Below are 23,431 nucleotides of genomic sequence, written 5' to 3'. Positions count from 1 at the left end.
TATTCTTGGAGACGGATTGAAAGTGTGACCGTCGCTACATGCCGGTTTTTGGACAAAGTGGAAAGAGGCATTTGATGGAGACTCCCTCGGTTCGTCTGGATGAGGTGGATCGGCGCATTCTGGAGGAGCTCACCAAGGACGGCCGCCAATCGGTGACCACTGTCGCGCAAAAGGTCCACGTCTCCCGCGCGCATGCCTATTCCCGAATCAACCGCCTGCAGGACGAAGGGGTCATCACCCGGTACACCGCGGTTGTCGACCCGCTTCGCGCGGGCCTGCGCGCCAGCGCCTACGTGACCCTGAAACTGCGCCAGCACTCTTGGCGGGAGATGCGCGAGCGGCTCGCCGCAATGCCCGAGGTGCACCACGTGGGCTTGGTCGGCGGCAACTTCGACGTAATTCTCCTGGTCAGGGCGCGGGACAATGTCGATCTGCGACGGGTTATCTTCGACCAGCTGCAATCCATGCCAGGGGTGCTGGACACCCAGACCTTCCTGATCTTCGAGGACGTCGACACCCGCTGATCCGCCCCGGGCACAATTCCCGGCCACCGGCCAATCCCCGCGCCCCACGCCCCGCGCCCCGCACCGGTGGTACGTTCGGTATGTCGGCTGTGACCGGCGCCGGACTGCGCCTCGGGAAGCAGCGAGGCAGCAGTTCCCCATCCCGCCAAGGAGTGCGCCGTGCCCAGTCTTGCCAGTCGGATGATGCCGCCGATCTTGACCGCGCTCGGATACCGGCGCCGCTTCGCCAGCGCCCAGGCGACTTCCGATCTGGTAGCAGCGCGGCGATTGCGCCCCCGCCCCTATGGACCCCCGCGCATTCTCCCCCGCGGCGTGGGCGTCAGCGTGGACCAAGATCACGGATGGCCCCTCTACACGGTTTTCCCCTCCGGTGCGGAGCCACGGGGACAGATCGTTTATGTCCACGGAGGGGCCTGGATCAACCAGATTGCCCTTCAGCATTGGCAACTTGTCGCCGAACTCGCCGCCACCACCGGTTCCCGGGTGCTGGTCCCCATCTACCCGCTGGCGCCGCAGGGAACCGCCGCGACGGTGGTCCCGCAGGTCGCCGACCTGCTCAAGCGCCTCGCAGCCAGTGACGGAGCGGAAAACGTGTCGGTTGTCGGCGACTCTGCCGGCGGCCAAATTGCGCTTGCCGCCGCACTGCTGCTCCGCGATGCACACGTGGCCCTCGCCCACACGGTACTGATCGCCCCGGCCCTGGACCTGAGCCTGAGTAATCCGGTCATCGACGCACTCGAGCCGAACGACCCGTGGCTGGTCCGCCCCGGCCTGCGGGCCGCTGTGGAACTTTGGCGTGGAGAACTCCCGTTGGACAATCCGATCGTCTCTCCGTTGTTCGGTGAGATGGCCGGGCTCGGTCCGCTCGCGGTGTTTGCCGGCACCCGAGACATCACCCATCCGGACTGCGAGCTGCTGGTTTCCAAGGCGCGTGCGGCCGGTGTGGCCACCGAGTTCCACGAGGCCCCGGGCATGGTGCATGTCTATCCATTGTTGCCAATCCCGGAGGGACGGCAGGCCAGGCGGATCATGGCACGGCTGTTGCGCGGCGGACAGGACATTCTCACGGCACCCGGCAGCGTTCCGCCGGCCGACTGACATCGGGATTCACGACGCCCTGCCCGCCGCGGCGGCGAAAATGCAAGGATGAAGCGATGGAACCAAACATTGACTCGTTTCTTGGCGGACCGAGGGCCAGGCGCATGTGTCTCGAACTCGCGATGGAACTTGACCCGGAGATCCGGCATGCCGTGTTCGAGCTGGCCAATGTCCTTGACCCAGGGCGAGGGATTTCGTGGGTGATGTTGGCGGATGGTTCCAACAACACTGTCGTTCCCCCTTCTCCCGCCTCGCCCACTCGGCTGGCAGCAGCAATTGCCACCCTCGACCTCACCGATCTCGACGAGGCCCCGTTGCAGGCCGCCCTTGAGCGGGCGGTAGCCAACGCCAGGTACTGGCAGGAACCAGCCGGGGAAGACAAGCTCGCCACGCTTCCAGCCGTCCGAGCCGCCTTCGAGTCCCTGGCGGAACATGTCCTGAAGGCACTGGCGCTGCAGTCCAACGGAGGACTTCGCCGGCGGGAACAGTGGGCCATCGACTGGCGATCGCCGGATGACCCAGCCCCGCTGGATAAGGACCCGCGCCAAGCCCTGGCAAAGTGGGCCTGCAACGCACGCGCCGAGGAGGAACGGGCCGCGCGCGAACGCCCGAGCGACCTGCACGCCAACTGGTCCGGGGAGTGGTGGTCCATCCCGCAGGGGCTTGTCCACACCGTCGGGCAGGTCCCGGCGGGGTTCAACCTCGTGGAGGACTACTTTGGATGGGACGAGGCGACAGCCATCCCGGTTCGCGGAGTAGGGCGCACCTTCGAGATCCGCGCCGCGGATGACTGGGTATCCCTGTGTCGCATCCATCCACTCGAGGTCACCGCCTCCCGACGGCACGACTGGTTCCGCTGCACCGGACGCGACGGGCCCTGGGTGATCCCGGACTGGGAACGAGTCGCACAGGAGTGGGACGCCGTGCACCTGACGACCCAGGGCTATCTCGGCCTTGCGGGCCGTGCCCTGGACGTGGACACCGACACGGCGTCGGTCATCGCCGGCTGGGACCCCGACAGCACCTTCTGGCTCACGGATGTAGCGCGTGAATGGGACGGTCCACGGCAGTCGTGGCACCGCGCGCCCGGCGGCGCCGACTGGATCCGCGTTCCATAGCGGGCCGGCTTTGCCACGCCTGCGGGTCTCGACACCCATTGCCATACGTCCCGGCACCATGGCGCCCGCTGCCGGGAGCGTGGGAGGGCGAAGCGGAGTCGGCCACGGCGCGGCGGTTGGGCGGCGGGCATGGGTTCGCTGTACCCGGCAGGTAGCATCTGCAGGAAGATGCCCTGACAACAAAGGATGTTCCCCATGAGTGAGCGGCAGGTCCCGGAGACTGCCACGGCGTCGCTGTCCCGATTGCGGAACAAGCCCGGCTTTGGCGTGCTGATGCGATCGGTGGCGTTCGGCGCGTTCGCCACCGGCATCCTCAATGTCGCCGACGATCTGGTCGCCATCTACGCCCTGAACGCCACGGCAACCCAGATCGGCCTGCTCAATGCCGCGGGGGCCGCCGCCTTTTTGTTCCTGGCCATCCCGGCCGGGATCATGCTCGATCGCGTAGATCGGATCAAGGCCATGATGTGGGCCCAATTGGCGGCGGGGCTGGCGATTTTCTCGGTGCCGCTGAGCTGGTCGTTGGGTGCTTTGACCTACCCACAGTTGGTGCTGGTTTCATTCCTTGTCGGAGTGGCAGGCATGTTGTGGGGCATGGGCGCAGGATCCGCCCTACCGGGCATCGTGGGGCGAGACCTGGCATCGACGGCCTTTGCCCGCAAGGAAACCGTTGAAACCTCGATGGGGATCATTTCCCCCGGGTTGGCCGGTGTTCTGGTCGCTGTCATATCCGCACCGTTCACCCTGATCGTGGCCGGGGCAGCGAACCTGCTCGCCGCGGGAACCCTGCTTTGGGGCTTTCGCAAGAAGACGGGGAACACCTCTCCCCCTGCCGAAACGGCGGCGCGGGTCGGCTTCAGGGAGTCCTTCGGTGAGGGGCTTGACTTCACCCTCAAGCACCCCACCATACGTGCCCTCGTCGCCTCTTCCGCGATCAGCAGCATGGGCTTGGCGTTCGGGTCGGCGTTGGAGACGCTGTACTTCGTCAAGGTCCTGGGCTTCGGCCCCCAAACCATTGGGCTGGTCATCTCGACCATTGCCGTCGGTGGATTGCTGGGTTCCCTGGTGGTTCCAGTGCTCGTGGAAAAGCTGGGCGAGTACAGGGTCTTGGCGCTGTCCATCCTCTTCCTGCCGCTGGCCGTCGCGTTGATTCCCCTGGCTGGACTTGCCCCTGCCGGAGCCATCGTGCTGGTGATCTGCCACTCGGTGCTCTACAACGCGCTGATGGTTTCCTACAACGCAACCGCCTATGGCCTGCTGGCCAAGTTCACGCCGGAGGAGATGATGGGGCGACAGCAGGGATTTCGGCTGGTTTTCACCATGGGTCCGGTGCCGGTCCTTGGCATCGTGGGCGGTTTGGCGGGCGATGCCATCGGGCTTCAGCCGGCGATGTGGATCTGGGTGGGGTTGACGGCGTGTGCCGGCCTGCCATTGCTCTCATTCTTGAAGAATCGGGGCCGACGGAACCATGGGTCTTCCTAGCCGGCTTCCCCGGTCAGTTCGAACGCGGTCGCGATCGAAATGGTGGAAGGTATCGCCCGAATGCACGCTGGAACCAACATACGCGTTGGGCGTCCCCGCTTGGCGGGGACGCCCCACAAGGAATCCGGGGAGCTTAGCCCTTGAATGCAGGCTTCCGCTTTTCCTGGAAGGCCAGGAACCCCTCCGCGTAGTCCTCCGTCGCGCACAGATCCGCCTGGGCCTGGTTCTCATTGGCCATCGATTCCCACAGTCCCAGACGGGAGTCGCGGATCTCTGCCACGAGTTCCTTGGATGCCCGGAAGGCGCCGGTGGCACCGGAGGCGACCTTGGCGACGATGCCGCGCGTGGTCTCGAGCAATTCATCGGCGGGCATGGCCCGGGAGAAGAGCCCGGAGGCCACCGCGTCGGCGCCGCTGATCAGTTCCGCGGTGTAGATCAGATCCAGCGTGCGGTGCGTGCCCAGTCGCTCGGTGAACAGCCAGTGCCCGCCCGAGTCCAGGGTCGCCCCCAAGTTGGCGAAGGGCGAGCCGATCTTGGCGTTCTGCGCCACGTAGACCACGTCGGTGGCAATGGCCAGGCCCAGCCCGACCCCGAGGCAGGCCCCTTGCACCGCGGCGAAGGTGGGCGCAGGGAAGGAGGACATCTTGGCCAGCAGCGGCTGCACCGTGCCCCCGAGGTATCCCATGACATCATCGTCGGCCGGAACCACGCCCGAAATGTCACGTCCGGCGCAGAAGCCGCGGCCCTCGCCGCGCAGCAGCAGGGCGCGCACCTCGCCGGTCTCCACACCTTCGGCGGCCTTGTCGTAGGCCGCACCGAGTTCCGCCAGGGCGGCCTCGTTCAGGGAATTCATCTTCTCCGGGGCGTTAAGCACAATCTCTGCCACCCCGCCGGTGATGTTCAGTTCAATCATGTTGGTCCGTGTCCCTCCGGTTTTAGGTCCTATGCCAAGGATCCACCCGCTCCCGCGGATGGATCCTTGCGATGTGGTTTGCGTCTTAGGCGTCGTAGTCGACCAGGACGCGATCGGTGGTGGGCCGCGACTGGCAGGTGAGCACGTAGCCCCGCTCGATTTCGTCAGGTTCCAGGGCGTAGTTCTCGTCCATGTCCACGCTACCCTCGACGACCTTGGCGCGGCAGGTGCCGCAGACGCCACCGGCGCAGGCGAACGGGACGTCCGGGCGGACGCGCAGCGCGGCGTTGAGGATGGTCTCGCGGGCGTGAACGGGGCTCTTGACCTCGCCCTGCAGGCCATCGAGCTTGAACTCGATTTGGTAGGTCTCGTCGGATTCGTCGATGACGACAGGACGGCCGATGTTGCCTTCGGGGCGGGTGGGCTCCCCGGTGGTGAACAGCTCAAAGCGGACCTTGTCCGCCGGGACGCCCTGCGCGGCCAGGTTGTCGCGCACCAGCTGGACCAGCTCGAAGGGGCCACAGAGGAACCATTCGTCGACCTGGTCGGTGCGGATGACCGAGCCCAGCAGCTTGTTCAGCTTCTCCGCGTCAATGCGGCCCGAGAGCAGCGGGGAGATCCGTTGTTCGCGGCTCAGCACGTGGTGCAGGGCAAAGCGTGCCGGGTAGCGGTCCTTGAGGTCCGCCAGCTCCTCCAGGAACATCACGTCCATGGCTGCCTTGTTCGCATAGACAAGGTCGAAGTGGACGTTCTGGTTGGCGGCCAGCACCGTGCGGGCGATGGCCATGACCGGGGTGATGCCCGATCCGGCGGCCACGGCCACGAAGGTGTCCTCGGTTTCCACATCGATGTCATCGGGGTCGTTCAACCCGTTCATCTTGTGCTTGGAGATGAAGCCGCCGGTGGGGCTCATGACATCCATGGTGTCCCCGGCGGCCAGGGACTCGTTGGCCCAGGTGGAGAAGATGCCGCCGATGTCGCGCTTGATGGCGACGCGGATTTCCCCGGCGGTCGGTTCGGCGCAAATGGAGTAGCTGCGGCGCAGCTCCACGAGGTTGCCCTCAGCGTCCTCAAGTTCCTTGCGCAGGGCCACGTACTGGCCCGGAAGGTAGTCGTATTGGCCGGCGAGGTCCGCGGGGACCTCGAAGGTGACCTCGATGGCGTCGGCCGTGAGCCGGCGGACCTCGGAGACCTCCAGGGTGTGGAAGGTGGTCCGGCGGCGGCCCGGGACCTCGGGGTCAACGCCGTCGTTGGCCGGCAGGGCGGCAGTCGTGTCTGTCATGAGAGCACCTTGAAGTAGTCGAAGGGTTCCAGGCAGTCCTTGCATTGGTACATGGACTTGCACGAGGTGGAACCGAAGCGGGAAAGTTCCTTGGTATTGAGCGAGTGGCATTGCGGGCACTTCACGCCCAGGCCCAGGGTCACCGGCCCGCGGTGGCCGGTGCCCGTGGGCGGGGCAATGCCGTAGGCCTGGAGCTTGGCCTTGCCCGACTCGGTCATCCAGTCGGTGCTCCAGGCCGGGGAAAGGACCAGGTTGACGCGGACCGAGTCGAATCCGGAATCCTTGAAGACGGTTCCGAGGTCCTCGGTGATTGCGTCCATCGCCGGGCATCCCGAATACGTGGGGGTGATGGTGACGACCACGGTGTCGCCCTGAAGCTCCACGTCCCGCAGGATCCCCAGGTCCGCGATGGTGAGCACCGGGATCTCGGGGTCGGTCACCCGTGCGGCGATTTCGCGCAGCTCGGTGATGGTGGCAATCATTTTCTCTCGTCCTTTGCTTACCAGGTGGCGCCGGGGTGCTTGCGCGCCAGGACCTGCATTTCGGCCAGAATGAAGCCGAGGTGTTCGGAGTGTTCGCCGCGCCGGCCGCGGGCCATGGCGAAGGGAACCGTGGGGAGCTCGAGTTCGGCGTCCTTCAAGACGGCGGTGATTTCTTCTTCCCACGCGGCGCGCAGCGAAGAGGGTGCCACTGCGACATCGCCCAGGGCTGCGTGCAGTTCCTCGTCCTCGAACATCTCCCCCACGTAGGGCCACAGCACCTCCAGGGCGTGGCGCATGCGGCGTGCCGATTCCTCGGTGCCGATGCCTAGGCGCAGGGTCCAGGCGATGGCGTGGTCGCGGTGGTAGTCGACCTCCTTGACGGCCTTGGCGGAAATTGCCGCGATCGTCGGATCGGCCGAGTCCAGCAGCGCCGTGTAAAGCAGGTGCTGGTAGATGGAGATGATCAGCTGGCGCACGATGGTCACGCCGAAGTCGCCGTTGGGTTGTTCGACGATGTGCAGCGATCGGAAGTCCTCCTCCTCGCGCCAGTAGGCCAGGTCGTCCTCGGTCTTGTCCCACGCCTTGGCGGCGTAGGAGAGGAAGGAGCGGGCGTGGCCCAGCTGATCCAGGGCGATATTGCCCAGGGCGATGTCTTCCTCGATCTCCGGTCCGCGGGAGATCCAGTGCGAGAGGCGCTGGGCGAGGATCAGGGCGTCGTCGCCCAGCCGCAGGGCGTATTCGGCGACCTGCTCGGATGGCTGGTCCTGAGCGATGGCGATGTCCTCGGGGCGCAGGGCGTTGCCCGGGGTGACGCGGGTGGCCGAGGCCGAGGTGTCGCCGAAGCTGTCCAGGGAGTGGTCTGTCTCGTGTGCGCTCACAGGTGCTTCACGCCCTCGGACTTGGTGTAGTACGTGGCATGGCGGTAGTCCTTGCCCTGCGGGGACTCAAAGTACATGCCCTTGGCGTCGGGGTCCGAGGCGATGATGTCGCTGCTGGCCACGACCCAGAGGGAGACGCCCTCGTTGCGTCGGGTGTACAGGTCGCGGGCGTTCTTTAGCGCCATCTCCGCATCCGGGGCGTGCAGGGATCCTGCATGGACGTGCGAGAGCCCGCGGGAGGAGCGGACAAATACTTCCCAGAGCGGCCAGGTGCCTTCTGTTTCGGTCATGAGTTATGCAACCTCGGTCTTTCGAGCCATCTTTGCCGCGTATGCCGCGGCAGCTTCGCGCACCCAGGCGCCTTCATTGTGTGCATCGCGGCGGCGCTGCAGGCGCTGCGCGTTGCAGGGCCCGTTGCCGGCGATGACTGCCTTGAACTCAACCCAGTCCAGGTCCATGTGCTTCCACGTCCCGGATTCCTCGTCAAAGCGCAGCTCGGGGTCCGGCAGGGTCAGACCCAGCACCTTGACCTGCTCGACGATCATGCCGACGAAGCGTTGGCGCAATTCGTCGTTGGAGAACCGCTTGATCTTCCACGCGGTGGACTGGCCCGAGTTCGGGGAGTCGGAATCCGGCGGACCGAACATCATCAGGGACGGGGCGTAGAACCGGTTGATTGCGTCCTGCGCCATCTTCTTCTGCGCTTCGGTGCCGTTGGCCAGCTCGAGCAGGATCTCAAAACCCTGGCGCTGGTGGAAGGATTCCTCCTTGCAGATGCGCACCATGGCCCGGCCGTAGGGGCCGTAGGAGGCGCGGCACAGCGGGACCTGGTTGGCGATGGCGGCGCCGTCGACCAGCCAGCCGATGGCGCCCATGTCGGCCCAGGAGCGTGCCGGGTAGTTGAAGATCGAAGAGTACTTGGCCTTGCCCGTCATCAACTGGTCGTTGAGCACATCGCGCGGGGTGCCGAGGGTCTCGGTGCCCGAATACAGGTAGAGGCCGTGTCCGGCTTCGTCCTGCACCTTGGCCATGAGAATGGCCTTGCGTTTGAGCGAAGGGGCCCTGGTGATCCAGTTGGCCTCCGGCTGCATGCCGATGATCTCGGAGTGGGCGTGCTGTGACATCTGCCGCGTCAGGGTCTTGCGGTATGCCTCGGGCATCCAGTCGCGGGGTTCGATGCGTGAATCCTCGGCAATGATCGCGTTGAAGCGATCCTGCCCTGCTTGCTCCTCAGGAGAAAGTACCGCGGATAGCGATCCGCCGCTTTCTTGCTGTGCAGCCATAGTGCTCACCTCACTGTGACAAAAAGATTATTTACTGACCGTTCGTTCAGGATATGCGGACGAACGCCTTTTCGTCAATCGCCGCAGGACCGGAAGACGACGCCGCAGCTCCCCGCAATGCCCGCGGCTCAGCGGACACCCCCCCTGCACGCCGAGGACCGCCGCCGATCGAGCAGGGGAAGGCCGCTCGGCCGGAAAAGAAGTTTTCGGTCCACGGAGCTACCGAAGCGGCCGGCGTCACGTTTGTGACGCGACAAGTCGCCGGCACCGTTTCACGCGTCATGAAACGCAATGGACGACGCGCCGGGGCCCGCCTGCGTGACGCAACAAGTCGTTGCGTGCCCCGCCGTGACAGACCCATGGCCAGGGGCTATCCCCTCGACGCAGAATTGACCATCCCCGGAACCCCTCCCCCTGGCGGGGCAGGAAAACAGCGGCACCAGCAGGTGCCAATCCAGCACGGAAAGGCATCGCATGATCAGCCTGAAAAACCTCACCAAGGTCTACGGACACGGAGACACGTCCGTCACCGTCCTGGACAACCTGGAGATCGACGTTGCCACTGGCGAGATCCTCGCCATCGTGGGCCCCTCGGGTGCCGGAAAATCCACTTTGGCCCAGTGCATCAATCTCCTGGAACGCCCCACCTCCGGACAGGTCATCGTCAACGGCGAAGACCTGGCCCGGCTTTCGGAACGCAAGCTACGGGTCGCCCGGCGCCGCATCGGCACCATCTTCCAGTCCGCGAGCCTGCTTTCACGCCGCACCGCCGCGGAGAACATTGCCCTGCCGCTGCAGTACCTGGGCGTGACCCCGGCCGAGACAAAGGCCCGGGTCGCCGAACTGCTCGAACGCGTCGGCCTCTCCCACCGCGCCAACCACTACCCCTTCGAACTTTCCGGCGGCCAGCTCCAGCGCGTGGGCATTGCCCGTGCGCTGGCCCTGCGTCCCTCAGTATTGCTCTCCGACGAGGCGACCTCGGGGCTGGACCCGGAAACCACGCGCTCGGTCGTCTCGCTCCTGCGCCAGCTGCGCGACGACCTGGACCTGGCGGTCGTGTTCATCACCCATGAAATGGACACCGTGCTGCACGTGGCCGATTCCGCTGCCCGGCTGGAAAACGGCCGCATCACCGAACAAGGGTCACTGGTGGACCTGCTCACCGACCACGACTCGGCCCTGGGCCGGGCGCTGCAGCCACGTCTGTCCCCCGCCCATCCCGGGGCAGGTTCGCGAGCATGGCACGTGACCTACGATTCACGCACCGTCCCGGCGGATTGGTTGCAACGCGTCTCCGCCGACCTCGGCGAGCCGGTGGCCTTGCTGGCCGCCACCATCCAAAGCATCGACGGGACCAGCACCGGCAACGCCACCGTGGGGCTGCGCGCCCCCGAGCCGCTGGCAGCCGCGGCGTTTGCCCGCCACGGCCTGCGCGCGGTTCCCCGCGAAGCCGCCGCCCCCGCGGTCCAGCCCGCACCACGAATCACGGAGGAGCTCCAATGGGCCTAGGCATTCCTGCCGCGGTGCAGATCCGCGCACTGTCCGACACTCCCCTGCCCGAGCTTCCGGCGCTGCTGGTGCCGGCACTCGGCGAAACCCTGGCCATGGTCGGCATCGTCATGCTCATCGTCGTCGCCCTGGGCACCCCGATCGCCGTGGCGCTGCACAACATGGCACCCGGCGGGCTCTACGAGCACCGGGGCACCTACTCGGTGCTGAGCTGGATCGTGAACATCGGCAGGTCGCTGCCGTTCCTGGTGCTGATGGCCGCGATCGTCCCGTTCACCCGCTTCGTCACCGGCACCAACATCGGCATTGCCGCCGCCGTGGTGCCCATGTCATTGGCCGGCATCCCGTTCTTCGCCAGGCTCGTGGAGAACTGTTTGCGCGACGTCCCGCGCTCTGTCACCGCCGCGGCGCGCGCCTCGGGCGGCTCGCCGCTGCAGATCATCCGCAGCGCGCAGCTGGGCGAGGCCGTTCCCGCCATCCTGGGCGGGCTGACCATCAACACCATCGCCATGATCGAATACTCGGCCATCGCCGGGACCATCGGCGCCGGCGGGATTGGCTACGTCGCGGTCACCTATGGTTACCAGCGCTTCGACCAGACCGTCATGCTCGCCACGGTCATCCTGCTGATCGCGCTGGTCACCATCGTCCAGCTCACCGGCGACGCACTGGTGCGGGCGACCACCCCGCACCTGCGCCGCCGGGCCTAGCCAATACGGCGCCCACCCACGCATTCCCCCTTTGTCTCTTCTAGCAACACTCATCCGTTCACTCCCGCGCCCGAAAGGCAGTTCCACATGACCATCACCGACCCCAAGACCGCCACCGGGCCCGAGTCCCACGGCTTCACCATCCAAAAGAAAAAGAAGTGGCCCTGGACCCTTGGTGCCATCGCCCTCGCCGGAGCCATTGCTGCCGCAGCGATCATCAGTTCCAACGCCGGGGACAAGTCACCGAACACCGTTGCCGGAGCCACGCTCACGGTCGTCACAGCGGAAGGCAACCACGCCGAGCAGGCGCTGGTGAACTTCGTGGCGGAGGAAATCGCCCCCAAATACGGCATCAAGGTGGCCTTCAAGGGATTGGCCGATTCGACCACGCTGAACCGCGCGGTATCCACCGGCGAGGTCGCCGGAACGATTTACCAGCACAAGCTTTGGCTCTCCCAGGTGCTCGAGGCCAATCCCGACTTCAAGCTCGCAGCGGCCACGCCGGTGTTCCGCTGGGGCTTCGGAATCTGGAGCGCGAAGTACCAGTCGATCGACGAGATCCCCAACGGGGCAACCATCTCCCTGTACTCCGACCCGGCCAACGAGGCCCAGGGCCTGTGGCTGCTGGAGCGTGCAGGGCTGATCAAGCTGGCCGACGGCGTGGACAAGTGGAAGGCAACCCAGAAGGACATTGCCGAAAACCCCAAGGACCTGAAGTTCAAGCTGCTCGACTTCGCCGCACAGTCCCGCTCCCTGCCGGACCTGGATGCAGCGGTGGGCTACACCGAGTACTACGTCGCGGCCAAGGTTCCGCTGGAGCAGCAGATCTACGCCCCGGCGGCCCCCGACGAATTCGCCGGTCAACTGACCATCGGCACCGACTTCCAAGACACCGAAAACGTGAAGAACCTCGTCAAGGCGTTCCAAGATCCCGCCGTACAGGAATTCCTTCGCACCGATCCGGCCGTGAAGGACCTGCTGGTGCCCATCGCCGCCGAATAGAACTCGCGGGAAAATGAGCAAACCCCCGTGGGCGCCGGATTCAACCGGTGCCCACGGGGGTTTGCTTCGTTGGTGCCCTGGAGACTAGGCGGCGATGCGGCCCGGGATGAAGCGGTCCACGGAGATGCGTCCGGCGCCCAGCAGTGCGATGGCTGCGGCGCCTGCGGCCAGTGCCAACACCAGCTCGTAGCCACCGGCTTCAACGAAGACGCCGGCCGAGATGTGCACCAGGAAAATTGCCCCGAGCATGTTCGCGGTCAGCAGGACGGCGAAGATTCGGGTGAGTACACCGAGGATCAAGGCGATGCCGCCAACGATTTCCAGCGTTGCCACCACGGGGGCCACCAGCCCGGCCGCGGGAATGCCCATCTGGCCAAATGCCGCGGTGGTGCCATCGAGTGTGAACTGGAAGTACTTCTGCCAGCCGTGGGCGGCGAAGAGGAAGCCGATGACGACGCGCAGGATGGTCTGTGCGGCGGTTGCCAATGCGGGGTTCTTAATTGCGCTGTCCATGAAAAATCCTTTGGTCGTTTCGTCACGATGTCCCATCCGCTGGGGGGCTGGGGTCGTGGCGGGCCGGTTCATCCGTTCCGCAAGTTCCCCTTAACCATGACACAACATTAGTTGAATCTTCAAGCGATGTGAGCTATGCCTCGCGTCACAGAAGGAAAAACCCCCACCTTCCCGGTACTGGACATGCCCCGGGAAACCCCAGTATCGCGGCCCAAACCAGCGGCCGTTGAGGATTCTCGCAGGTTGGCTTGAGACGATGGCCAGCATGGTTTCCCGCTCCACGCTGCTTCGTTTCATTGCCGTCCCTACACTCGCCCTCCCCCTGGCAGGCTGCGGCGTTCCGCTGAGCACGCACTGGCAGGGGTACCCGGCGAACTCAAAGGCGGAGTCGCAGGACGCGCCAAGCACCACGGCCGGCCCCACAGGCCCCGACTGCGCCAAGGTCAAGTGCGTGGCGCTGACCTTTGACGACGGGCCCGGACCCCACACCGAGGCGCTGCTAGACATCCTCGATGAGCACAACGCCAAGGCGACGTTCTTCCTCATCGGCAAGGACGTCGCAAAGCATCCGGAAATCGTGCGTGACGAATTGGCCAGGGGGCATGAAATCGGAAACCACACATGGTCCCACCAAGACCTCGCGAAAATCTCCCCGGCCGCCGCCCAACGCGAATTGCAAGAGGGCCGCGAGGCCATTGAGAAGGCCACCGGAGCCGCCCCGACGGTGATGCGTCCCCCCTACGGCACGATCACGGAGAGCCTGAAAAAGGCGCAGACCGTACCCGTGGCCCTGTGGAGCGACGACACCCTGGACTGGAAGACGCGTGACGCCAAAAAAACCATCAAGGCGGCCCAAAGCGTCAAGCCCGGATCCATCGTCCTGATGCACGACATCCACAAATCCACCATCGATGCCATGCCGAAGATCCTTGAGGACCTCGATTCCCAGGGCTACCATTTCGTCACCGTCAGTGATCTTGTCGGCAAGCCCAATCCGGGGGTCGGATACAAGACCGGCCAGCAACCGCCGACGAAGGATTGACCCCTCCGGCCAACCGCGGTGAAATCACGAAAGCCCGCCTTGCCTCGCAGAACCCCGGGACGGGGACCGCAGGCAGAGCGGGCTTTCGCTGTAGTCAGGGCAACTCCCCCCTTAGAGAACCTTCGAGAGGAACTCCTTGGTGCGGTCCTGCTGCGGGTTGCCAAAGAGCTCGGCTGGCGGCCCCGACTCGCAGACGACGCCGGCGTCCATGAAGATCACCCGATCCCCGATTTCCTTGGCGAAGCCCATTTCGTGGGTCACCAGGACCATGGTCATGCCCTCCTTGGCCAGGTCGCGGATGACCTGCAGCACCTCGCCGACCATCTCCGGGTCCAGGGCGCTGGTTGCCTCGTCGAAGAGCATGATGCCGGGGTTCATGGCCAGCGCACGGGCAATGGCCACGCGCTGCTTCTGGCCGCCGGAGAGGGACGCCGGACGGGCGTCGGCCTTTTCCCGCAAGCCCACGCGGTCAAGCAACTTCAGTGCCTGCTCGCGGGCCTCGGCCTTGGTCGCCTTCTTCAGTTCCACCGGCGCCAGCATGATGTTCTCGGCCACCGTCATGTGCGGGAAGAGGTTGAAGTGCTGGAAGACCATGCCCACATGGCGGCGCACCTCGTTGATGTCGACCTTCGGGTCGGTAACATCGAAGCCATCCACGATGACATGGCCGCCCGAGATTTCCTCGAGCTTGTTCAGGCAGCGCAGCAGCGTTGACTTGCCCGAGCCCGAGGGCCCGATCACGCACACGACCTCGCCCTCGGCAATGTCCACGTCGATGCCCTTGAGCACCTCGTTGTGGCCGAAGGACTTGCGCAGCCCCTTGACCGCGATCTTCGCCTCGCGCGGCGAGGCGACGGTTGCTTCACTCATTTGTTGAACTTCCTATCCGCGAAGTTGGCCAGTTTGGTCAGCGCCATGATGGCGACGAAGTAGATGACGCCCACGATCAGCAGCGTCTCGGTGACCCGGAAGTTGGACGCGTAGATCTGCTGGCCCTGGTAGAGCAGCTCGGTGAAGCCGATGGCCAGCAACAGCGAGGAGTCCTTGAGCATGATGATCAACTGGTTGATCAATGAGGGGGTCATCATCTTGAAGGCCTGCGGGACCACGACCTTCTGCATGGACTTGCCGTAGCCCAAGCCCAGCGAACGGGAGGCCTCCAGCTGTCCGGGATCCACCGACTGGATGCCGCCGCGAACGATCTCCGCCACGTAGGCGCCGGAGTTCAGCGACAGGGTCAGCACGCCGGCAACCCAGATGCTCATCGGTTGACCGGTCAGCTGAGGTACGCCGAAGTAGAACATGAAGGCCCAGAGCAGCAGCGGGGTGCCGCGGAAGACGTTCACGAACGTGGTGGCGATGCCGCGCAGCACGATGTTGTGGGAGATCTTCATGAATCCGGCCACCAGGCCCAGCACCATGGCGACGGCGAAGGAAATGGCAGTCACCAGAATGGTGTTGCCCAGGCCCTGCATCAACGCGGGGAACGACTCGGTGAGCAGCTCCCAGAACGTGGTGGGAACAGCTGCGGTGGGATCGGCGAGGTACTTGTCCAGGATCTGGTCGTACTCGCCGCTGGCCTGCAGCTCGGCCAGGCCGTCGTTGAAGGCGGCCAGCAGGGCGGCGTTCTTGCCCTTGTCCACCGCGAAGCCGTAGGAGCCGCCAGGAACCTTGTCGGTCACCGTGGTCAGCCCGTTGTTCTGCGCCACTCCGTAAGCGAGCACCGGGTAATCGTCGAAGACGGCCACGGCGGAACCCGACTTCACCGATTCGTACATGGTGGCCGACTGGTCCAGCGACTTGACGGTGAAGCCGTACTGGTCGGCAATCGACTTGGCGTAGGTTTCGCCCTCGGACCCGGTCTTGGCGACCACGGTCTTGCCCTCAAGATCCTCGTAGCCCTTGATGGATTCATCGTTCTTGGCGATCGCCATCTGGATGCCCGACTCGAAGTACGGTTCGGAGAAGTCGTAGATGTTCTTGCGTTCATCGGTGATCGACATGCCGGCAATGACGCCGTCGACCTGGTCCGAGGACAGGGCCTGCAAGGCGGCATTGAACCCGAGGGAACGGATTTCGACCTCGAAGCCTTCCTTTTCGGCAATGGCGCGGATCAGGTCCATGTCGATGCCGGTCAGTTCGCCGTCTGCCCGGAACTCGAACGGGGCGAAGGTGGTGTCGGTGCCGATGACGAAGGTCTTGCCTTCGACTCCGGAGTCGGCGGGCGTTGCCAGGGCGGCGCCGGCGCCCCCCAGCAGCAGGAACATGCCCACGAGCCCGGCAATCACCGCCCTGAACCAGGTCCGTGGACCTCGAGTCTTACTGGACGTCTTCAAGGGTCGTTCACTCTCCTTATGTTTGCAGTCTCCGCCCTCGGTGTAAGAGGGCGCTAACACGGGTCATAGCCTAGGTGCTGGTGACCACCGGCGATACCACCCACGCGGCGCGGTGGCCACGTGGGTCGGGCATCGCGCGATGTGGGTTACATCGCGGCAATGCACAAAACCACACATCATATCGCTGCCCGCAGCACTCGCGGAATCCGGAAGTCCTCCCACCGCGTGAAGAGCATGCCTCCGGGCCCGCGCACGGACGCCGCCCCGCGCTCATCGATTTCGAAGGACATCTTTTCGCCGTACCCGGCGAAGCCGTTGGTGTCGGCGGACTTCAGGGTGTTCGAGTCCACGTATTCCAGCGGCCGTGCCGTCGCCGGCTTGGGTGTCTGGCCGGGGGTGAGCCAATAGAGCTTGCCGCCAAGTTCGGCGATGTCGATAACGTCCCAGAGCGAAGCGAACCGTCCGGTAAAGCGCCGAAGCTCCGCAGTTTCGACCCCCGCCCAGGAATCCGGCACCGGAGCCTCTGCGAGCGCCGCGAGGGCAAAGAGCGCTTCGCCCCAGGCAGCGGCCGGACCGTCGACGGCGTTGGTGAGCATGCTGAGCACCACCCCGGTCTTGGGCACCGCCCAGGAACGGGTGATGTGCCCCGGGTAACCGCCGCTGTGGCCGAAGGACTGCCGTTCTGCGACCTGCTGCACGATGAAGCCCAGGCCGTAGCCGCGCCCCGGCGCCCCGGAGTCTTCGGCCTTGCGCTGCATGCGGCGCTTGGAGTCGTTGTCCAGCACGCTCGGGCTGGCGTCCAGGAGATGGGAGCCGAGGTAGGCGGCCAGGTCCCTGGCCGTGGAATAGAAGCCGGTGGCCGGCGCAAGTGCATGGGTGGCGGTGTGCTCGATTTCGGTTCGGTCCGCCAGCTCGTGGCTGCTTCCGGCGAGCGCCAGCGGCCCGTAGCCGGCGGCGAGCCCGGGTTCCCGTGCGTCGAGATCGACGCCGGTGTCCAAAAGCCCCAGGGGCGCAAGGATGCGCTCGCCCACGACATCGGCGTAGCACTGTCCCGTTGCCGCCTCGATGACCAGTCCCAGCAGCCCGTAGCCGACGTTGCTGTACTTGAAGTGTTCGTTGCGTTCGAGCACCTTGCCCCGCCGGGCGATCTCCAGCACCTCCGATGTGCCGGGAAAGGGGCGGTCGAGGGTCCAGAAGTCTGCATTGTCCCCGTCGCGGACGATGCCGGCGGAGTGGGAAAGCAATTCACCCACCGTCACCTCTGCCACTTCGCTCCCGGCCAGGTCGGCGATCCAGGTTCCCAGCCGGTCTTCCAGCGAGAGCTTCCCGTCCTGCTGCAGGATCATCACCGCGGTGGCGGTGAAGGTCTTGGAATGGGAGGCCACCCTGAACAGGTGCCCGTCGGTCATGGGTTCCGGCGGAGAAAGCCGTGCGTAGCCGCCGCTGAAGGAACCCACCAGTTCCCCGTGGACGGCCACTGCACCCTGGTACCCGGGCTGCCGGGACAGCGCGCGGTCGAACTCCAGGAAGTCCGGTGCGTATTCCAGCACGGATTCCCAGGTCTCCCTGGTCGATGGTGTCTCCCGCGCCGCATGCCCTGTGCCCATGAAGCCCATCCTGCCACCCCATGCCAAGTGGCCGGTGTATTGACTCCCCCTGCCATGGCGCAGCCGCCGCCCGCGGCCAACGATTGGGCAGCCGTTAACCGCGGCGCAATGTTCCCGTTCCCGGCGTGGGATTGGCTGGGTCCCATGGATATCTCCCCGCCCCGTCCCGATCGCCGCTCGCTGCTGAAGGGCGCAGCCGCGCTCTCCGCCCTCGCGGCGACAACCCTGGCCGCCCCTTCCGCCCTGGCCGCTCCGCGGCCCTCGGCCGTGCCCCTGGCAACCCGCCGGCTGGTGCTGCCCTCGGGCATCTCCACCGGGGACGTCTCCACCAACTCCGCCGTCCTGTGGTCCCGGGCCTCCGGGCCGGGGCGCCTGCACGCCGTCCTGCGAGCCGCGGACGAGCAGGGCAATCCGTTGAAGGGGCGCTTCGCCCGGAAGGTGGAGTTCATTGGTTCGCAGGCGCATGCGGGCACCGATTTCACGGCCAAGATCCATGCCCGGGGTCTGCCCGCGGGCACGCGCTTTGACCTGGAGCTGTACTTTGAGGACGAAGCGGGCCGCCGCAGTGAACGCGGCAACGGTTCCTTCACCACCGCCCCGGCCCCCGGCAGGGGCAGGAACCGCGAAAGCGCGGCGCAGAGCTTCGTGTGGACAGCCGACACCGCGGGCCAGGGCTACGGCATCAACGAGGAGATCGGCGGGATGCGCGGCTATGCCGCCATGGCCGCGACGAAGCCCGACTTCTTCCTGCACTCGGGCGACACCATCTACGCCGACGGGCCCATGTCCGCCGAGATGACGGAGCCGGACGGGAACATCTGGCGCAACGTCATGACGGAGGAGGTCTCCAAGGTCGCCGAGACGCTCAACGAGTACCGCGGCCGCCACCGCTACAACATGATGGACGCCAACCTGCGCACCATGTACGCGCACGTGCCGGTGATCGCCCAATGGGACGACCACGAGACCGTGAACAACTGGTACCCGGGCGAGAGGATCGACGATCCGCGCTACACGGTGCGCGACGTCGACACCCTGGCGGCGCGCGGCCGCCAGGCGTGGCAGGAGTACATGCCGATCGCCGATGCGCGCGCAATGCGCCCGGGCACCGGGTTCGAACCGGCGCGCATCTACCGCCACGTCCCGCGCGGCCCGCACCTGGATGTGTTCGCCCTGGACATGCGCTCGCACAAGGGACCGAACACCGCCGGCCTGGAAACCGAACCGACGTCGCTGCTGGGCGCGGAACAGCTGGCCTGGCTCATCCGTTCGCTGCGTGCCTCCGAGGCGACGTGGAAGGTCATCGGCAACGACCTGCCGCTGGGGCTCATCGTGCCCGACGGCAAGGCCCAGGAGTCGATCTCCAACGCCGAGCACGGCGCTCCGCTGGGCCGCGAGCTTGAACTGGCCCGCCTGCTCTCGGCGATCAAGGAACACGACATCAAGAACGTGGTGTTCCTGACCGGGGACGTGCACTATTGCGCGGCGCACCACTATTCCCCCGAACGCGCCGCATTCTCCGACTTCAACGAGTTCTGGGAATTCGTGGCCGGTCCCATCAACGCCGGCTCCTTTGGCCCCAATGCGCTGGATGGGACCTTCGGCCCGCGGGTCGACTTCCAGCAGGCAGGCCCGACCATGGCTTCCCCGCGCTCGGGCGAGCACCAGTACTTCGGCCACGTGGACGTTGCCGGCGACGGCTCGGCCTTCACGGTCAAGCTCATCAACGCCAACGGCGAGGTGCAGTACACCAGGACCCTGAAGCCGCGGAGCTGATCCGTCGCCCTACCCACCCAAGGGGGATCGGACCGGGGCCATCCAGCCCCGGCCCGATCCCCCTGGCATTGGCAGCGGCGGGGTGGTTTTGTCCGCGTTGGGCGAAGCCGGGCGGCAGTTCGGGGCTTGTTCGGATTGAATGGAGGCATGAGCCACGCCGAGCACGCACCCGCCGCACCGCAGACCCCCAAGGTCCCCACCGTCCGCACCCACCACGGGGATGCCTTCACCGACGACTACGAATGGCTGCGGGACAAGGACAGCCCCCAGGTCCGCGCCCACCTCGAGGCGGAGAACGCCTACGCGGAGGCAGTCACCGCCGACCAGGCACAGCTGCGCGAGGCGATCTTCAACGAGATCAAGGCACGCACCGTGGAAACCGACCTCTCGGTCCCTGCCCGCAAGCGCGGCTGGTGGTACTTCACCCGCACCGCCGAGGGCTCCCAGTACGCCATCCACTGCCGCGTTGCAGCCACCGACACCGGGGAGCTGGCCGCCGACTGGACCCCGCCGGCCATCGAGGCCGGCGTCCCGATCGAGGGCGAGCAGGTACTGCTGGACGGCAACAAGGAGGCCGAGGGCAAGCCCTTCTTCTCGCTGGGCGGGATGGCCGTCACCGAGGACGGGAACCTGCTGGCCTACGCCCAGGACAACGCCGGCGACGAGCGCTTCACCCTGCGCATCAAGGACCTGGGCACCGGCGAGCTGCTTCCGGACTCCATCGAAAACGTGTTCTACGGCCTGGCGTTCTCCCCCGACGGAACCCGCGTCTTCTACACCGTGGTCGACGACTCGTGGCGCCCCCACCAGATCAAGGCACACACCCTGGGCACCGACCCGGCCACCGACACCGTGGTGTTCCAGGAGGATGACCCGGGCATGTGGCTGGGCTTCGACCTCGCGGCCGACCGCACCGAGCTGCTGATCTCCATCGGCAACTCCGAATACTCCGAGACCCTGACCCTTGACTTGCTCGATCCCCATGCGGTCCCGGTCATGCTCGTCTCCCGGGAACACCGCATCCTGCACTCGGCCGATCCACTGACGCTCGACGGGCAGCGGGCCTACGTCATCACCCACGACCGCGACGCCCTGAACAACATGGTCTCGCTGCTGCGCGCCGACCAGCTGGCCCTGCCCTTCGCCCAGCAGCGCTGGGAGACCGTGCTCGAGCACCGCGACACCGTCAAGGTCGAGGGCACCGCCGCCACTGCCACCCACCTGGTCGTTTCGGTGCGCAAGGACACCACCGAACGCGTCGTGGTCCTGCCACTGGAGGGCCTGGGCACCGCCGCCCAGCAACCGGCCGTGGAACCTGCCTTCGACGAGGAGCTCTACACCTGCTCGCTGGCCAATGCCGAGCTCGAAGCACCCATGATCCGGCTGTCCTACACCTCGGACTTCACCCCGGCGCGCGTCTACGATTACACCCTGGCCGACGGCACCCTGTTGCTGCGCAAGCAAACCCAGGTCAACGACTACGACCCGGCCAAGTACCGCGCCACCCGCGAATGGGCCACAGCGGCGGACGGCACCAAGATCCCGCTGACCATCCTGCGCCGGGCCGATATCACCAACGAAACCCCCAACCCGGTGCTGGTCTACGGCTACGGCAGCTATGAGATGTCCATGGACCCCGGCTTCGGCATCCCCAGGCTCTCGCTGCTGGACCGCGGGGTCGTGTTCGTCATCGCCCACGTGCGCGGCGGCGGCGAGCTGGGCCGGTCCTGGTACCTGGAGGGCAAGAAGCTGGCCAAAAAGAACACCTTCACCGACTTCGTGGACGCCACCAAGCACCTGCTGGACACCGGCTGGGCGGACCCGAAGCGCATCGTCGCGATGGGTGGCTCGGCCGGCGGCCTGCTTATGGGTGCCGTGGCCAACCTGGCCCCGCAGCTCTACGCCGGCATCATCGCCCAGGTCCCGTTCGTCGATGCGCTGACCTCCATCCTGGACCCGGACCTGCCGCTCTCGGCACTGGAATGGGAGGAGTGGGGCAACCCCATCGAGGATGCCGACGTGTACGAGTACATGAAGTCCTACAGCCCGTACGAGAACGTCGCGGCCCTGCCCTACCCGAAGATCGCCGCGGTCACCTCGCTGAACGACACCCGCGTGCTCTACGTCGAACCGGCCAAGTGGGTGGCGAAGCTGCGCGAGCAGACCACCGGCAGCGCGCCCATCGTGATGAAGATTGAAATGGACGGCGGACACGGTGGGGCCTCGGGACGCTACGAGGGCTGGAAGACCCGCGCCTGGGACTATGCCTTCGCCCTCGACACCCTGGGACTGAACCCCGCGGGGGCATGAACACACCGGAGATAACCAGCGCCCGCAGCGCGGGGTTCGCCGCGAACCCCGCGTTCCGGGCGCTGCTCACCGCGGCTTCCGACGCCACCGGCGCGGACCTGACGCCCTGATCGACGAGATCAAGGACCGGGAACTGCTGGTCGCCGTCGACGAACACGGAGTCCCAACGGCGCTGGCCGCGTACCGGCGCCTGGATCGGCACGCAGTGGAAATCGAATACCTCGCCGTCGCCCCGCAGCAGCGGCGCAGCGGGGTGGCAACCGCACTGGTGCACCGGGTCCGGGAGATTTCGGCCGCCATGGTCGTGGCACGCACCGACGAGGACGCCATCGGCTTTTACCGGGCCATCGGCTTTCACTGCACCGACACCCCGCCCGACCCCCGCTTGCCCGGTCGCCGCCGGCACCTTTGCGTTCTGCCCCACCCGACGCTGGTGCGGGAGCCGGAACCCGATGACGGAAACGTCGAGTGGATCAGGGGGAAGCCCTCCCCTGTCCCGGTTGTGGTTCTCCCGCCGTCACCGACCTGGCCGCAGGACTTCGCGGCACTCGCCGGGGTGATCCGGCGCGCCCTCGGGGACCGTGCGCTGGCCATCGAGCACTTGGGATCCACTTCGGTGCCGGGACTTCCCGCCAAGCCGATCATCGACGTGGTGCTGACGGTTCAGGATCCGGACCGGGAATCGGACTATGTGCCGCTGCTTGAGGCGGCGGGATTCATTTTCCGCCTGCGCGAGCCCGGCTGGTACCGCCACCGGCTCCTGGTGTCCGGCCCCGGTGCGGGCCTTCCGGCCGCCAATGTCCACGTCCTGGCTCCGGGCTGCCCGGAGACCGCCCGGATGGTTGCCTTCCGCGACTGGCTGCGCACTCACGAGGCCGACCGCGCCGCCTATGCCCTCATCAAGCGGGCCACGGCAGCGGCAATCAATGAACGCGGCGGCGGCACCGGGCTGGTCATGGACTACAACAAGGTCAAGGAACCGTTCATCCGCGCCCTCTACGCCCGGATCCACCAGATCCCGGCCGCAAGCGGACCCGACCGGCCCACGCCAAGACCGGACAGGTAGTCGCGGCCCGGGGACCGGACCGCGGACTCGGTTGCATGCAGGTGCGGCGCCGCTTCACGGACCCGGCGACGCTACCCTTGCTGGTGCTGCAGCTTGTGCGAGGTTTCGATGCTCGGCTTCATCGCCAGCAACGTTGCAACCACGGCTATTCCGCCACCGATCCAGGCCGTGAGTGCCGGGACATTGGCCCCGGCAAAGGACCCCAGCCCGGGCAGGATGATGGCCACCATGGCCGCCAGTAGCTGCCCCACCTCGATCCCGTACAGGTTTGGCCCGCCCAGATTGACCATGCCGACGGCAAACAACAGCGCCCCGGTGGTGATCAACAGCGGCACCGAATTCCCGATGCCCTCGGACCACAAGGGTGTCAATGCCATGACCAGGCCCACGACAACCACGACCCAGTCTTCCCAGCGCCTCCACCTACGCATCTACGCTCAACTCCTTCGGCACGATGGATTCATTCCATCTCCCAGTCTCGCCCCGGCCCCCTGGCTGCG

General features: G+C 66.1%; 22 protein-coding genes. 11 read left to right on the top strand and 11 right to left on the bottom strand.

All coding sequences use genetic code 11. From position 1 onward, the window contains the following. The first annotated feature begins 74 nt into the window (after window positions 1-74). The 4 genes from Q2T94_RS13890 (at window position 75) to Q2T94_RS13875 (ending at window position 4,222) form a co-directional block, all read left to right on the top strand. The gene (locus Q2T94_RS13890; protein ID WP_264271401.1) at window positions 75-524 is read left to right on the top strand and encodes an Lrp/AsnC family transcriptional regulator; all 450 of its coding nucleotides are present in this window, start codon (window positions 75-77) and stop codon (window positions 522-524) included. A 159-nt stretch (window positions 525-683) separates the two neighbouring features. Beyond that, complete coding sequence (locus Q2T94_RS13885; RefSeq protein WP_264271400.1) at window positions 684-1,622, top strand: alpha/beta hydrolase fold domain-containing protein; 939 nt, start codon at window positions 684-686, stop codon at window positions 1,620-1,622. A 56-nt stretch (window positions 1,623-1,678) separates the two neighbouring features. After that, window positions 1,679-2,740, top strand: a complete 1,062-nt coding sequence (locus Q2T94_RS13880; protein ID WP_302265068.1) for a hypothetical protein — start codon at window positions 1,679-1,681, stop codon at window positions 2,738-2,740. A gap of 195 nt (window positions 2,741-2,935) precedes the next feature. Then, window positions 2,936-4,222, top strand: a complete 1,287-nt coding sequence (locus Q2T94_RS13875; protein WP_302265067.1) for an MFS transporter — start codon at window positions 2,936-2,938, stop codon at window positions 4,220-4,222. Window positions 4,223-4,355: 133 nt separating this feature from the next. Here the strand turns inward: Q2T94_RS13875 and Q2T94_RS13870 are convergent, their stop codons facing one another. From Q2T94_RS13870 to paaA, 6 genes are all read right to left on the bottom strand, one after another. Continuing rightward, the gene (locus tag Q2T94_RS13870) at window positions 4,356-5,135 is read right to left on the bottom strand and encodes an enoyl-CoA hydratase/isomerase family protein (RefSeq protein ID WP_302265065.1); all 780 of its coding nucleotides are present in this window, start codon (window positions 5,133-5,135) and stop codon (window positions 4,356-4,358) included. An 85-nt stretch (window positions 5,136-5,220) separates the two neighbouring features. Beyond that, window positions 5,221-6,417, bottom strand: coding sequence for a 1,2-phenylacetyl-CoA epoxidase subunit PaaE (gene paaE, locus Q2T94_RS13865; RefSeq protein ID WP_302265063.1), 1,197 nt, complete (start codon window positions 6,415-6,417; stop codon window positions 5,221-5,223). Continuing rightward, complete coding sequence (gene paaD, locus Q2T94_RS13860; protein ID WP_264271393.1) at window positions 6,414-6,899, bottom strand: 1,2-phenylacetyl-CoA epoxidase subunit PaaD; 486 nt, start codon at window positions 6,897-6,899, stop codon at window positions 6,414-6,416. Before paaD ends, paaE begins: the two co-directional genes overlap by 4 nt. 17 nt (window positions 6,900-6,916) lie before the next feature. Then, window positions 6,917-7,777: a 1,2-phenylacetyl-CoA epoxidase subunit PaaC gene (paaC, locus tag Q2T94_RS13855; protein ID WP_302265061.1), complete on the bottom strand. Its 861-nt coding sequence runs from the start codon at window positions 7,775-7,777 to the stop codon at window positions 6,917-6,919. Next, the gene (gene paaB, locus Q2T94_RS13850; RefSeq protein ID WP_264271391.1) at window positions 7,774-8,067 is read right to left on the bottom strand and encodes a 1,2-phenylacetyl-CoA epoxidase subunit PaaB; all 294 of its coding nucleotides are present in this window, start codon (window positions 8,065-8,067) and stop codon (window positions 7,774-7,776) included. Before paaB ends, paaC begins: the two co-directional genes overlap by 4 nt. A 3-nt stretch (window positions 8,068-8,070) precedes the next feature. After that, a complete protein-coding gene (gene paaA, locus Q2T94_RS13845; RefSeq protein ID WP_264271390.1) occupies window positions 8,071-9,060 on the bottom strand; it encodes a 1,2-phenylacetyl-CoA epoxidase subunit PaaA in 990 nt (329 codons plus the stop codon). A gap of 474 nt (window positions 9,061-9,534) precedes the next feature. Here paaA and Q2T94_RS13840 point away from each other — a divergent pair, with 474 nt between their 5' ends. The 3 genes from Q2T94_RS13840 (at window position 9,535) to Q2T94_RS13830 (ending at window position 12,281) form a co-directional block, all read left to right on the top strand. Then, the gene (locus Q2T94_RS13840; RefSeq protein ID WP_302265059.1) at window positions 9,535-10,569 is read left to right on the top strand and encodes a methionine ABC transporter ATP-binding protein; all 1,035 of its coding nucleotides are present in this window, start codon (window positions 9,535-9,537) and stop codon (window positions 10,567-10,569) included. Continuing rightward, on the top strand, window positions 10,560-11,279 hold the full coding sequence (locus Q2T94_RS13835; protein ID WP_264271388.1) for a methionine ABC transporter permease: 720 nt from the start codon (window positions 10,560-10,562) through the stop codon (window positions 11,277-11,279). The genes Q2T94_RS13840 and Q2T94_RS13835 overlap by 10 nt, the downstream gene beginning before the upstream one ends. 87 nt (window positions 11,280-11,366) lie before the next feature. Next, on the top strand, window positions 11,367-12,281 hold the full coding sequence (locus tag Q2T94_RS13830) for a MetQ/NlpA family ABC transporter substrate-binding protein (RefSeq protein ID WP_264271387.1): 915 nt from the start codon (window positions 11,367-11,369) through the stop codon (window positions 12,279-12,281). A gap of 84 nt (window positions 12,282-12,365) precedes the next feature. Here Q2T94_RS13830 and Q2T94_RS13825 read toward each other — a convergent pair whose 3' ends face one another. Continuing rightward, window positions 12,366-12,794 (bottom strand): DoxX family protein, encoded by a 429-nt coding sequence (locus Q2T94_RS13825; protein ID WP_264271386.1) that lies wholly within the window; start codon window positions 12,792-12,794, stop codon window positions 12,366-12,368. Between the two features lie 256 nt (window positions 12,795-13,050). Here Q2T94_RS13825 and Q2T94_RS13820 point away from each other — a divergent pair, with 256 nt between their 5' ends. Next, a complete protein-coding gene (locus Q2T94_RS13820; protein ID WP_302265055.1) occupies window positions 13,051-13,836 on the top strand; it encodes a polysaccharide deacetylase family protein in 786 nt (261 codons plus the stop codon). Window positions 13,837-13,947: 111 nt separating this feature from the next. Here Q2T94_RS13820 and Q2T94_RS13815 read toward each other — a convergent pair whose 3' ends face one another. The 3 genes from Q2T94_RS13815 to Q2T94_RS13805 form a co-directional block, all read right to left on the bottom strand. Continuing rightward, window positions 13,948-14,706 carry an amino acid ABC transporter ATP-binding protein gene (locus tag Q2T94_RS13815; protein WP_264271384.1) on the bottom strand — a complete coding sequence of 253 codons (759 nt, stop codon included), beginning with the start codon at window positions 14,704-14,706 and terminating at the stop codon, window positions 13,948-13,950. Beyond that, entirely contained in the window at window positions 14,703-16,103 is a 1,401-nt protein-coding gene (locus tag Q2T94_RS13810) for an amino acid ABC transporter substrate-binding protein/permease (RefSeq protein ID WP_264271412.1), read from the bottom strand. Before Q2T94_RS13810 ends, Q2T94_RS13815 begins: the two co-directional genes overlap by 4 nt. A 245-nt stretch (window positions 16,104-16,348) precedes the next feature. After that, on the bottom strand, window positions 16,349-17,779 hold the full coding sequence (locus Q2T94_RS13805) for a serine hydrolase domain-containing protein (RefSeq protein ID WP_302265052.1): 1,431 nt from the start codon (window positions 17,777-17,779) through the stop codon (window positions 16,349-16,351). A 144-nt stretch (window positions 17,780-17,923) separates the two neighbouring features. On the opposite strand from Q2T94_RS13805, the gene Q2T94_RS13800 reads away from it, so the two are divergent. The 3 genes from Q2T94_RS13800 to Q2T94_RS13790 all read left to right on the top strand — a co-directional run bounded on the left by Q2T94_RS13800 (window position 17,924) and on the right by Q2T94_RS13790 (window position 22,931). Further along, window positions 17,924-19,555 (top strand): alkaline phosphatase D family protein, encoded by a 1,632-nt coding sequence (locus Q2T94_RS13800; RefSeq protein WP_302265050.1) that lies wholly within the window; start codon window positions 17,924-17,926, stop codon window positions 19,553-19,555. 147 nt (window positions 19,556-19,702) lie between these two features. Then, window positions 19,703-21,865 (top strand): S9 family peptidase, encoded by a 2,163-nt coding sequence (locus Q2T94_RS13795; protein ID WP_302265048.1) that lies wholly within the window; start codon window positions 19,703-19,705, stop codon window positions 21,863-21,865. Between the two features lie 106 nt (window positions 21,866-21,971). Next, window positions 21,972-22,931: a GNAT family N-acetyltransferase gene (locus Q2T94_RS13790; protein ID WP_367281565.1), complete on the top strand. Its 960-nt coding sequence runs from the start codon at window positions 21,972-21,974 to the stop codon at window positions 22,929-22,931. 71 nt (window positions 22,932-23,002) lie between these two features. Here Q2T94_RS13790 and Q2T94_RS13785 read toward each other — a convergent pair whose 3' ends face one another. Then, window positions 23,003-23,362 (bottom strand): hypothetical protein, encoded by a 360-nt coding sequence (locus Q2T94_RS13785; RefSeq protein ID WP_264271379.1) that lies wholly within the window; start codon window positions 23,360-23,362, stop codon window positions 23,003-23,005. Between the last annotated feature and the right edge of the window lie 69 nt (window positions 23,363-23,431).

Source organism: Paeniglutamicibacter sulfureus, from assembly GCF_030512175.1.
GTDB classification, from domain to species: Bacteria; Actinomycetota; Actinomycetes; order Actinomycetales; family Micrococcaceae; genus Paeniglutamicibacter; species Paeniglutamicibacter sulfureus.
The sequence above is the reverse complement of the archived record's forward strand: the minus strand, read 5'-3'. Positions and strand labels throughout refer to the sequence as shown.

Excerpts from the sequence above, each read along its gene's own strand:
- Q2T94_RS13890 (WP_264271401.1), top strand. The coding sequence starts at position 75 with ATGGAGACTCCCTCGGTTCGTCTGGATGAGGTGGATCGGCGCATTCTG.
- Q2T94_RS13880 (WP_302265068.1), top strand. The coding sequence starts at position 1,679 with ATGGAACCAAACATTGACTCGTTTCTTGGCGGACCGAGGGCCAGGCGC.
- Q2T94_RS13875 (WP_302265067.1), top strand. The coding sequence starts at position 2,936 with ATGAGTGAGCGGCAGGTCCCGGAGACTGCCACGGCGTCGCTGTCCCGA.
- Q2T94_RS13870 (WP_302265065.1), bottom strand. The coding sequence starts at position 5,135 with ATGATTGAACTGAACATCACCGGCGGGGTGGCAGAGATTGTGCTTAAC.
- paaE (WP_302265063.1), bottom strand. The coding sequence starts at position 6,417 with ATGACAGACACGACTGCCGCCCTGCCGGCCAACGACGGCGTTGACCCC.
- paaD (WP_264271393.1), bottom strand. The coding sequence starts at position 6,899 with ATGATTGCCACCATCACCGAGCTGCGCGAAATCGCCGCACGGGTGACC.
- paaB (WP_264271391.1), bottom strand. The coding sequence starts at position 8,067 with ATGACCGAAACAGAAGGCACCTGGCCGCTCTGGGAAGTATTTGTCCGC.
- paaA (WP_264271390.1), bottom strand. The coding sequence starts at position 9,060 with ATGGCTGCACAGCAAGAAAGCGGCGGATCGCTATCCGCGGTACTTTCT.
- Q2T94_RS13840 (WP_302265059.1), top strand. The coding sequence starts at position 9,535 with ATGATCAGCCTGAAAAACCTCACCAAGGTCTACGGACACGGAGACACG.
- Q2T94_RS13835 (WP_264271388.1), top strand. The coding sequence starts at position 10,560 with ATGGGCCTAGGCATTCCTGCCGCGGTGCAGATCCGCGCACTGTCCGAC.
- Q2T94_RS13830 (WP_264271387.1), top strand. The coding sequence starts at position 11,367 with ATGACCATCACCGACCCCAAGACCGCCACCGGGCCCGAGTCCCACGGC.
- Q2T94_RS13825 (WP_264271386.1), bottom strand. The coding sequence starts at position 12,794 with ATGGACAGCGCAATTAAGAACCCCGCATTGGCAACCGCCGCACAGACC.
- Q2T94_RS13820 (WP_302265055.1), top strand. The coding sequence starts at position 13,051 with ATGGCCAGCATGGTTTCCCGCTCCACGCTGCTTCGTTTCATTGCCGTC.
- Q2T94_RS13815 (WP_264271384.1), bottom strand. The coding sequence starts at position 14,706 with ATGAGTGAAGCAACCGTCGCCTCGCCGCGCGAGGCGAAGATCGCGGTC.
- Q2T94_RS13810 (WP_264271412.1), bottom strand. The coding sequence starts at position 16,103 with ATGTTCCTGCTGCTGGGGGGCGCCGGCGCCGCCCTGGCAACGCCCGCC.
- Q2T94_RS13805 (WP_302265052.1), bottom strand. The coding sequence starts at position 17,779 with ATGGGCACAGGGCATGCGGCGCGGGAGACACCATCGACCAGGGAGACC.
- Q2T94_RS13800 (WP_302265050.1), top strand. The coding sequence starts at position 17,924 with ATGGATATCTCCCCGCCCCGTCCCGATCGCCGCTCGCTGCTGAAGGGC.
- Q2T94_RS13795 (WP_302265048.1), top strand. The coding sequence starts at position 19,703 with ATGAGCCACGCCGAGCACGCACCCGCCGCACCGCAGACCCCCAAGGTC.
- Q2T94_RS13785 (WP_264271379.1), bottom strand. The coding sequence starts at position 23,362 with ATGCGTAGGTGGAGGCGCTGGGAAGACTGGGTCGTGGTTGTCGTGGGC.